Origin of the sequence: Proteiniphilum sp. UBA5384, from assembly GCF_002410825.1 — a bacterium.
Taxonomy (GTDB): domain Bacteria; phylum Bacteroidota; class Bacteroidia; order Bacteroidales; family Dysgonomonadaceae; genus Proteiniphilum.
Window position 1 is genome coordinate 1 of record NZ_DHOS01000029.1, and the last position, 10249, is coordinate 10249.

7 protein-coding genes and 2 pseudogenes are annotated in these 10249 nt (G+C 45.8%); 2 read left to right on the forward strand and 7 right to left on the reverse strand.

The features are described from left to right. Nucleotides 1-130: pseudogene (locus B4G81_RS05315) on the forward strand (IS1595 family transposase); the annotation flags it as partial. 6 nt (nucleotides 131-136) lie between these two features. Then, a pseudogene (locus B4G81_RS05320) lies at nucleotides 137-697 on the forward strand (MFS transporter); the annotation flags it as partial. Nucleotides 698-880: 183 nt separating this feature from the next. Here B4G81_RS05320 and B4G81_RS05325 read toward each other — a convergent pair. The 7 genes from B4G81_RS05325 to B4G81_RS05355 form a co-directional block, all read right to left on the reverse strand. Further along, entirely contained in the window at nucleotides 881-1198 is a 318-nt protein-coding gene (locus tag B4G81_RS05325; RefSeq protein WP_294080844.1) for a PG0541 family transporter-associated protein, read from the reverse strand. Between the two features lie 75 nt (nucleotides 1199-1273). Next, on the reverse strand, nucleotides 1274-4432 hold the full coding sequence (locus B4G81_RS05330) for an efflux RND transporter permease subunit (RefSeq protein WP_294080846.1): 3159 nt from the start codon (nucleotides 4430-4432) through the stop codon (nucleotides 1274-1276). Nucleotides 4433-4479: 47 nt separating this feature from the next. Then, nucleotides 4480-5547: an efflux RND transporter periplasmic adaptor subunit gene (locus tag B4G81_RS05335; protein WP_294080847.1), complete on the reverse strand. Its 1068-nt coding sequence runs from the start codon at nucleotides 5545-5547 to the stop codon at nucleotides 4480-4482. Between the two features lie 42 nt (nucleotides 5548-5589). After that, nucleotides 5590-7101, reverse strand: a complete 1512-nt coding sequence (locus B4G81_RS05340; protein ID WP_294080849.1) for a TolC family protein — start codon at nucleotides 7099-7101, stop codon at nucleotides 5590-5592. Between the two features lie 258 nt (nucleotides 7102-7359). Further along, on the reverse strand, nucleotides 7360-8127 hold the full coding sequence (locus tag B4G81_RS05345) for a LytR/AlgR family response regulator transcription factor (protein WP_294080851.1): 768 nt from the start codon (nucleotides 8125-8127) through the stop codon (nucleotides 7360-7362). Nucleotides 8128-8137: 10 nt separating this feature from the next. After that, entirely contained in the window at nucleotides 8138-9220 is a 1083-nt protein-coding gene (locus B4G81_RS05350; RefSeq protein WP_294080856.1) for a sensor histidine kinase, read from the reverse strand. 191 nt (nucleotides 9221-9411) lie between these two features. Continuing rightward, nucleotides 9412-10053: a porin family protein gene (locus tag B4G81_RS05355; RefSeq protein WP_294080858.1), complete on the reverse strand. Its 642-nt coding sequence runs from the start codon at nucleotides 10051-10053 to the stop codon at nucleotides 9412-9414. Nucleotides 10054-10249 lie beyond the last annotated feature (196 nt).

Sequence of the window (10249 nt, forward strand, 5' to 3'; positions counted from 1 at the left end):
CAATCAGTTCTGTTACAAGTTCAATAGGCGTTACTTCGGCGAAAACCAGTTTGACAGGCTCTTGATAGCCGCCGTATCGTATGCGCCTGATTTCAAATCAAGAATTTACAATAGGAATTATTGCGGATAATCATAAAAGGTAATCACCTCATTGGTTATACTACTCTTCCTCGTTTTCTCCAAGTATTTTTATATGGCGAGTATAACAAGTTATTTCACTTTCTTCCTGATTGAGAAATTCAATGTCTCCATACAACATTCGCAGTTATACCTGTTCATTTTCCTCGCGGCCGTGGCTGCAGGAACAGTTTCCGGCGGACCGTTGGGAGACCGTTTTGGAAGAAAATATATAATCTGGTTTTCAATACTCGGCGCGGCACCTTTTGCTCTTTTAATGCCTCACGTTGGTCTTTGGGCGACCATTGTCTTTGCCGTGCTTGTAGGATTGATTCATTCATCTGCTTTTTCGGCCATATTGGTATATGCCACCGATCTTGTTCCGGGGAAAGTGGGAATGATCGCCGGACTACTCTTTGGATTCGCCTTCGGGATGGGAGGTATTGCTTCCGCATTTTGGGGGTGGCTGGCCGATAAAGCAACCATTGAATTTGTATTTAATATCTGCGCTTACTTGCCCCTAATAGGAATTATAACAGTTTTTCTTCCGAATATCGAAGGTAGAAGAAATAAAACCTAACACCAAGACAAACTCAAAATAGCGATTGAAATCCCTCAAAATCGACCGGCAAAAGATGGAACGAATGATGGAGTTCAAATATATTTTATTCAGACTCTTCTTGTTCGAGAAATCGGCTCCGGAATCCGCCTCGTCGGATCACTTCCTCGCTGTTCCAGACAAAAGCTCGGGGGCTCACACACGTCATTCAACCGGTTTTACCACGGTGTACTCCTCTATTCCCCACATGTAGGCTGCGACAAGTTCACTGTTGTTGAACGCTGCCGCATTCATCTCATTGATTTCTCCGATCAACCCCTTTGCTTTCATCGGATCAACCTCCTGCACAATAATGGCAGAGTTGTAACCCGGCCATACGGCGGTATTTTGCCGGGGTTCTCCCCACCGGCTCATGGCTGTTACCTGTTCTATTACCTGATAATCGGCATACTCCATTTCATTGAGCAAAAGTGTCAGGGTTTCCAGCATACTTACGTTACATGTAATATAGATAAACTTCATTTTAAAACTATGATTAATGTTTATAGCGGGAGGCGCAATCTTTCATCGCCCCCCCACTACAAAAACAATGAGTGATTAATTTGTCCTATTCTCTTCTGTTTTATCTGTTCCCTTGCCCAACCGTACCGAGATACGATCCTCTATCAATGTACGGTGATAGAGCGCCGTATACATGGTGGGAACCAGTATCAGGGTGGTGAGCACCGACACGAACAGTCCGCCAATAATCGTGACACCCAGCGGGGCGTACATCTCTTTTCCCATTCCTGTACTGAGAGCCATGGGCAACATACCGAGAATGGTGGTAAGCGAGGTCATCAGTACGGGGCGAAGACGCGAGCGACCGGCCTCCATCACGGCATCACGAAGAGAATAGTTCCGTTTACGCAGCATATTGGTATAGTCGACCAGCACGATTCCGTTATTCACTACAATCCCTACAAGCATGATTAGTCCGATGAAGGTGACAACGCTTAACGTGATATCGGTGATAAAAAACGCCAGGATAACCCCCACAAGGATAAAGGGAATGGCAAAAAGAATGATAAAGGGGTCTTTAAACGATTCAAATTGCGCCGCCATCACCATATACACAAGAGCTATACCCAAAAAGAAAATCAGATAGAGCGATTGAAATGATGAAGACTGGTCATCTACCTGTCCACCGATTTCAACGGTTATGCCCTCCGGGACGGTGGTTTCATCGATCAACTGCTGGGCTAGCCGGGTAGCTTCACCTAGGGAGATATCGTTCAAATTGGCGACAGTTTTTACATATCTCTGTTGTGACAGGCGCTGTATCTCAATCGGACCGCTCTCTTCCACAATATCGGCAACCGACGAGAGGGGTATCTGTTGCCCCAGCAGGTTGGTAATCTGCATTTCACGGAGTTTCGACACTTCATTGCGGTACTCCGGCGCATATTGTATCACCACACTGTAATCGTTTCCCTCTTCGGTAAACTCACCCGACTCGGTACCGTACAGATTCTGTCGTACCTGCATCCCCACCATGGCAACATTTAATGCCATCTGTGATGCTTTCTTCTTATCGACCCGCACCTGTACCTCTAACTTGCCGGGATCAACAGTGGTTGAGACATCGGTAAACGATTTCTCGGCAATCATTTTTTTCTCAAAATCAAGAGCCACTGCTTTGATTTTATCCAGATCATTTCCGGAAACAATAATTTCGATGGGTTTTTTATTTCCCGTTACGGCAGTAGCCAGGGCGCTCCCTCCCTGTATACTTACTGCCTCTATTTGCGGGATCGCTTCCACCCGCTGACGGATAGATTCGGCCACTTCGGCGGCAGAGCGACTCCGTTGCTCAACCGGCACAAGGTGACAAAGTACCGTCCCTACATTTTTACCTTCTTTGAAACCTACGGTTGTAAGCGCCCCGTCACGTGTCTGACCTGAGATAGACGCGATAGCGCCGTCGGCTATTTCAGGTATTTCGTCGAGCATAATTTTTAATATCTGCTGCCCGACGCTGTCTGTTTGATTTGCCGCCGTTCCTACTTCGGTTTCGAACACCACGGATACCGTTCCCGCATCAAAATCGGGAATATAGTCGGTACCTATTCGTTTGCCTAACCACATCGTTAACACAAAAACAAGCAGTGCCACGGCCAACGTCATGCCTTTATGAAAAACCGCCCATCCCAGTACCCGTTTGTACCCGTCTTCGATCCGGTTGAATATCTTTTCACTGGCAGTATAGAGTTTAGAACGGCGCTGTTCTTCCTTATCGCGAGGAGCCCTCTTCAGCAACTTCGACGAAAGCATGGGAGTGAGTGTAAGCGCCGCAAAGAGCGACATGGTCATGCAGACGACCGTAAGAATGGCAAGCTGTTTAAACATGATTCCTACAATTCCCCCCATAAAAAGGAGCGGAAGAAATACCACCAGCGTTGTTGCCGTTGATGCAATAATAGCCATGCCCATCTCCGAAGTTCCAAAGATAGCCGCCTGTTTGGGATCGGCTCCCTTTTCGATATGCTGCGTGATATTTTCGAGTACCACGATCGCGTTATCCACCACCATTCCTATGGCAATCACGAGCGACATCAACGAAAATATGTTGATGGTATAGTTCATGACATACATCGCTATGAATGCGGAAATAAGAGATACCGGCATGGTGATGAAAACAATGAAGCTCGATTTCCACTCACGCAGGAACATAAGGACAACCAACGTTACAAAGACAAGGGCGTACCATATAGAAGAGGTGAGGTTCCTGATGGAACCGGTAATGATCTCTTCCGAGCTGAGTATCTCGTTCACCCGGATATCTGCAGGCAGTTGCTGCTCAAGCTCTGCCATCTTCGCACGGACGGCATCCACCACCTCCACGGTATTGGCTCCCGACTGTTTCTGTACCATCAAGGCCACTCCTTCGCCGATGTGATTACGGGCAAACGATTCTTTTTCCTTGAACGTATCCTCGATGTTGGCCACATCTCTCAACCGTACAACCTGACCGTTGAACGCTTTCAACACCGTATTGCCTATTTCATCCACCGATTCGAATTTCCCGGGCACACGCACAGAGAAATCGTACACACCCAGATTGATATTTCCCGCGGGGATATTGATGTTATTGGCTTTAAGCATTGTAGATATCTGCGATGTTGACAGTCCGTATGCCTTCATCTGTTGCGGATTGATATTTACTTTTATCTCACGTTCGGGTTGTCCCAAATAAAGCACTGTCCCCACTCCTTCCACTTTGCGCAGGGCAGAGGCGATATCTTCCTCCACAATATGCTCGATACCGTTGTAATGGGCATCGGCATTGATGGCATACGCCAGAACCGGCATCATCGAGGAGTTGATCTTGTAGATAATGGGTTGTTGTGCTGCTGCCGGCAGTCGATTCTTTCCCAACTCTATCAGGTCGCGCGCATTGTTTGCCGCGGAGGTCACATCACCTCCCCATTCATAACTGAGTTGAATGAATGAGACGTTCTCTTTCGATGTCGATTTGATTTCCGTCAAACGCTCTGCGGCAGAGAGCACGGTTTCCAATGGCTTGGTGACCTGTTCCTCTACCTCGTTGGCCGAAGCTCCGGGATATACGGTGATCACTGTCACGGAAGGGAACTCCATTTCCGGCATCAGGTCAAGCGGCAACATCTTGAGCGATACGATTCCCAGCAGGATTATTGCTATGAACAGCATGGCGGTTGCCACAGGTCTTTTCACACCTATTTCGGGTAATTTCATTTGTATATATTGTTTATAAGATGATCAAAAGCAGGATAAACTCCCTGTTATTTATTCACTATTTCAATAAGCGAACCGTCGTCCAATTTATTTTTCCCATCGACAACCACATATTCACCGGCACTGATTTCGGGAATCCGGATAAGGTTCCCTTTTGATTCGCCACGAGTGACTTTCCGGCGGGTGACCCGGTTCTGGTCGACGACCATAAAGAGATAGTTTTCGCCCGTTCCCTGTTGCCTGTACAGGGCATTTACGGGGACAAACACGCCGGTTGTCTGCGGCATGGAGATCGAAACCCTGCCGAACATACCCGGTTTCAATTTCATTTCCCTGTTGGTAATGGTAACCTCTACCATGGCGGTACGGGTCACCGACGACAGGACAGGTGAAATATAGCTCACTTTCCCTGAAACGGGTTCATCCGGATAAGCATCAAATACCACATCCGCATGTTGTCCCCGGCTGATGGAGTTAATCTCTTTTTCGTTCACTTCAATAATTATTTTCAGCGGATTGAGCTGGCGTATGGTAAGTATACCGCTCTGCATTTTCAGGTCGGAGCTTACCGAAGGAACAAAAGTATAATTCTCTCCCTCCTGCACCGTTATATCGGTTAATACTCCCCCGAAAGGAGCGGTAATAGAGGTATTCTTCTTCAGCATATTTACTTTGGTTTGCGAAGCGTCGAACCTGGCCTTCATATGGTCGTAGTCCATCACGCTCACGCTCTCTTTTTCTTTCAGGCGGCTTATCCGTTCAAAATCCTTGCGAATCGCTTCCAATTCAATTTGTGCCTGAATCAGCATTTCGTCCGACATCTCGGCTATCACGGCTCCTTCCGGGACATAACTGCCCTTGGAGAAGTGAATCTTCTCCACCCGTCCCGGGATAGAAGCTCCGAGAGCAGCTTCCCTGTTTGCTTCGGCCGTACCTGTAAAATTCAGCACGGGAATATACTCCATCTCTTTCGCAACATGCACAGTGACTTTTGTCGCAGTTGCCAGACTTTTTGCGGAATGACCGCTGTTCTCTGTCGTTTTTGTACTGCATCCGCCCGCAAAAATGGCGAGCAAACAGGTTGTGTAAGCTATTTTATTTGTCAGTTGCATCATTGTATTGTAATGTATATTTTTTGTTTAAAATGTAAGTAAGTCTCAATAAAGGTGATTGTAAATCTCGCCTGTCGATTTATCCAGTTCCAGAAGTGTTGTCCTCATCTCCACAAGCGCGTCGATATGTTCCGAGGAGGCATTCTCCCATTGCAGTTGGGCTTCAAGCAATTCAGTCAGGCGGCTCCGGCCTTCCATCAGGTTCTCTTTTGCCATGCGCATATTTTCTTCAGCCTGCTTCCTGGAAAGCCCGGTCATCTCCGCTTTTTTCAATGCCTCACTGTATCGATAGCGATTCTGGCGAATTTGCAGGTCAATCATTTCGCGGGCTTCATTGAGTTCAAGCTGTACATTCTCCATCTTCAGCTTCGCGGCATGGAGATCATGTCGGCGTTCACCCCAGGTAAAAATAGGTATCGAGACCATTACTCCCACACTCCAATTTCCCCCGAACTCACTTCTCAATCCATTGTAGGGATTAGGATTCATCCATCCATACCCCCCGGTAAGCGCCACATCGGGCATAAATTTGGAACGTTCGATATTTCTTTTCGACTCCATGATGGCGGCCTTCTCCTTCAGCATGGTTATCTCTGCCCGGTTATCGGGAGAGATTTCCTGATAGAAAGAAGCCGGCATGGAAAGTGGAGGCTTTTCCATATTATCCGGATCGACCTCTATCTCGCTCTCTTCCATCCCGATAATCTGTGCCAGCGCCATTTTTGAGAGCGCACATCCGTTTTCGGCCTGCAATGTTTTCAGTTTTGCTTCGTTTTGTTTTACCTGGGCTTTCAACACATCATTCCGCGTAATGATACCTTCGGCATACATATTCCCGAGATCGGTGACCAGCCTGTCGAGCAACGCTTCATAAGCATTTGCCAGCTTCAATTTCTCCTGTAGTGACACCACACGCCAAAAAGCTTCGTCGGTCTTGGCCACGACCTCCGCCCGGGTCAGTACCTCCTTCTCTTTGGCAATATTTTCGGCTCGCCTGGCAATGTGGTTTGCTTCCGTAATTTTAAAACCCGTAAAGATTGGCTGGGTAACGGTAAAACGGGCATAATAACTGTTCTTATGGTCAAAAACAAGTTTATCGGCCGGCAGCATCGTATAATTCCTGAAGATGGGATTCCCCGCCTGATCGACCATGGGCGCCCCTGTTTGAGGATTAATGACAAGCGTATTCATAGCCGTTTCAGGATCCCTTAATGCTTCCGGGTTAAATCTCCCCGTTGCGGGATCAATAGTATTGAACGGTACTACCGGAAGGAACAGGTCATTCTCCAGCGGTTGAAGAGCCTTGCCTGTACGTAACCATGCCCCTCCGAAACTTACTTTGGGAAGATATTGTGTTTGCACAGATTTTCTGGCATGGGTGGTTGTCTGCATCTCGTTTTGTGCGATACGAATTTCCCTGTTCTGCTTAAGCGCCATCATACGGCACTCGTCGAGCGAGAGTTTTTGCTGTGCAGAGAGAGGGAATACAAAGAGTGTGAACAGTGTCAATAAACAGGTAAATTGCTGTTTGTCTGGATTCATAATTCTCATTTTCATCTGTTTTCATTCTACATTTACGGCTGCAAAATTATGAATCAACAGCTGACCCTGTTTTGAAAAAAATACTGAGCTGGAAAAATTGAATCTTTAAACGACAATAACGTGTTTTAAAGCGATTTCAGGAAAACGTGACAGGGATACGGAGGCGACAATCAATATTTCTGGCTGGGAACAACCAAAGTCAACAGCAGGCTCTTCCGGCAAGAGGAGTCGAGCGGTATTTATAACAAGAAAGATAAGGAGGTAAGAAAAAGCCTACAGGATATTATCCATGTACCAGTTTTTAAAGTCACGATTGCGCGCCCGGCTTACAATGATTCGCTCGGGCGTTTCTACTGAAAGATTTACCGCCAGCTTGCCTCCGAACCAAACCGACATATCCTCTATGGCGCGATGTGATACAATATATTGCCGGTTGGCACGAAAAAATTGTGCCGGATTCAACTGGCCCATTAGCTCATCGAGGGAGTTGTCCATAGAGAATGTCTTTTGATTGAAACAAATAATTTTTGCTATTTTATATTCGGTATAGATATAGGCAATTTCATCCACCGGCAGCGGGGTAAGCTTGTCCTTATTCGGAATGAGGAAATGCCTCTTATAGGGTATCTTCGATTCATGCATCGATTGCATAATTTGCGAGACAAGCTCCCTGTTATTTTGTTGAGAGGTCAATGAAGTGAGCTTGTTCAGCGCCTTCTCAAGATTCTGCCTGTTGATCGGCTTCAGCAGATAATCGATACTGTTTACGTCGAATGCCTTTAATGCATATTCATCGTATGCGGTAGTAAAGATAATGGGACTAAGGATTTCAACTTCCTCGAAAATCGAGAAAACATCACCATCGGCCAAATGAATATCCATGAAAACAACATCGGGAGAAGCGTTCAACGAAAACCACTCTACAGACTCCTCCACACTTTGCAGCACGGCCTGAATTTCCATACTTCCATCCACCGCCTGTATCATCCGCTCCAGGTTTTGTGCGGCAACAAACTCATCTTCTACAATTACTACTTTCATCGAAATGCCTTTATGTATATTTATAAATATCCCTATCTTTTATGAGCGGGATCTCAACAGAGAATACTCCGTCGGCAGAACTGACAATAATCTCTTTTCCGAATATCAATCTGCATTGTTCGTTCAGATTAGACAGTCCCAGGCCGTTACTTACCTTCTCCCCGGTTTTTATCTGCAGATTATTTTCCACACGCACCCTGTCATCCGGGAGGGTTTCAATCACGATACGAAGCGGGTTTCTCCGGCTTACGACATTATGTTTGATGGCGTTCTCAATAAGTACCTGCAGTCCTGACGGAATCATATAATATCCCTTTTTCTCATCGTCGACACGTATTTGCACATCCAATCCGTCGCTATACCGGATCTTCATCAGGTAGATATACGACTCTGCAAACTCCAACTCATCGGACAATCGGGATACCACCCTGTTCTGCATCGTATAGCGGAACACATGGGAAAGTTGTTCGACATAATCCCTGGCACGTTGGTCATCATACCCGATCAGCCCGTTCAACGTATTCAGCGAATTGAACAGGAAATGCGGATCCGTCTGGTTCTTAAGCGCATTGTATCTGTTTTGCAGATTCTCTAAAACGAGGTGTTGATTTTCGGTCACTCTCTTTTGATTCTGATTGATAAAATAGATCAACATCGTAAAGAGAAAAGAGATGATAAGGATAATAAAGTCTTTCACATAGTGCAATGTAGAATAGGCTCCGGGCGATACTTCACTGCGAAACCACCACCACTGCATCTGTGAAAAGAGGGGACACAGGAAGATAATCACCACAAACAGGCCCAGCAAGAGCAGCCACATTTTATACGGCCGGTTCAGGAAGTGCGTTACCGCCCAAAATTGCAGTCGGAAAAGAAAATAGAAAACCAGCGTATTGACCAGCAGCGTGACAACAGACTCCGGTGTGATGATATCAACCAGCCCTATCTCACTTTTTTTATTTAACGATATGGTGTAGTACATCGACGACGACAGCATGACGAAAGCCAGGATAAAACTGATGATAACCGCCGCGGTGAGCGCCGTTTTTTTATCGTAACTGAGGATAAAAAACCGTTCTTTTCGTTGTTTCATTTTTTCAATTACCGTTTCTATTATAACAGACTTACAAATGTACGGAAAAAGAGAGAGAGAAAAAACCCGATGAACATCTGTTATCTGGCGGATGTCCATCGGGATCGAAAAAATCGACCCAGGGTTCATTTCCGACCTCTATGGCCGGATCTTGAGACAATCTCTTTGGGTTCAAACGTTCTGCGCTTTTGTCAGAAACGATATCCTATGCCTACGTTCACAGTTTGTGTCCGCATTTTAGCATCGTCCGAGCCGTTGATTACATTTTTCAAAGCGGTCAACTCGTCCGCCTGATTAACCAGTCCGAACTGGTACCCTGCGTTCAGTTGCAAACCACTGTTAAACTCATATCCCAGCAAGAGCCCGAGACCAAAGTCCCAACGGTTCATAGGCGTTTTCCCCGCCACTTCTTTATACAGGTCTATGTCCAGATCATCGAGGTTTGCATCAAAACCCAATCCCACGAACGGTCCCATACCCCCGTAAAATAATCCGTTATAGGTTCTGTATTGACCCAAAGCATATACCGGGAGCTGCATTCCCCACTGCTTGAATGTGTCGTCTTCCGACAGGGCTTCCATCTTAGCATTTCTATAGAAAAAAGACAGTTCCGGTTGAATGGCAAAATTATCGTGTAATTCGACCCTCATGAACCCTCCTAAGTTGGGTCCTGCTTTCATTTTACTCGACAGATGATCGAAGTCGCTCAGTAAAAAGTTCGACAGATTCATTTCACCTTTCACACCCCAATAGATGGGTGTTTGTGCATTTACACTTGTTATCCCTATGGTTATAAGGGTAACTAAACTTACTAAAATTGTTTTTTTCTTCATTGTTTCAATATTTAAATTATTGATATAAACTTTTCTATTCTTCTCTTCAAGCTTGACGACACAAAAATAGTACGTTATACCCTGCCCGGATTCAAAAAAAGTATCCAACCGAAAAATCAGAGGCTTGAAATGTGAAAAACCAATACTGAAACGACATCTGTAAATATAATCAAAAATGTATATCCGCAGTTATTCC

Excerpts from the sequence above, each read along its gene's own strand:
- B4G81_RS05325 (WP_294080844.1), bottom strand. The coding sequence starts at position 1,198 with ATGAAGTTTATCTATATTACATGTAACGTAAGTATGCTGGAAACCCTG.
- B4G81_RS05330 (WP_294080846.1), bottom strand. The coding sequence starts at position 4,432 with ATGAAATTACCCGAAATAGGTGTGAAAAGACCTGTGGCAACCGCCATG.
- B4G81_RS05335 (WP_294080847.1), bottom strand. The coding sequence starts at position 5,547 with ATGATGCAACTGACAAATAAAATAGCTTACACAACCTGTTTGCTCGCC.
- B4G81_RS05340 (WP_294080849.1), bottom strand. The coding sequence starts at position 7,101 with ATGAAAATGAGAATTATGAATCCAGACAAACAGCAATTTACCTGTTTA.
- B4G81_RS05345 (WP_294080851.1), bottom strand. The coding sequence starts at position 8,127 with ATGAAAGTAGTAATTGTAGAAGATGAGTTTGTTGCCGCACAAAACCTG.
- B4G81_RS05350 (WP_294080856.1), bottom strand. The coding sequence starts at position 9,220 with ATGAAACAACGAAAAGAACGGTTTTTTATCCTCAGTTACGATAAAAAA.
- B4G81_RS05355 (WP_294080858.1), bottom strand. The coding sequence starts at position 10,053 with ATGAAGAAAAAAACAATTTTAGTAAGTTTAGTTACCCTTATAACCATA.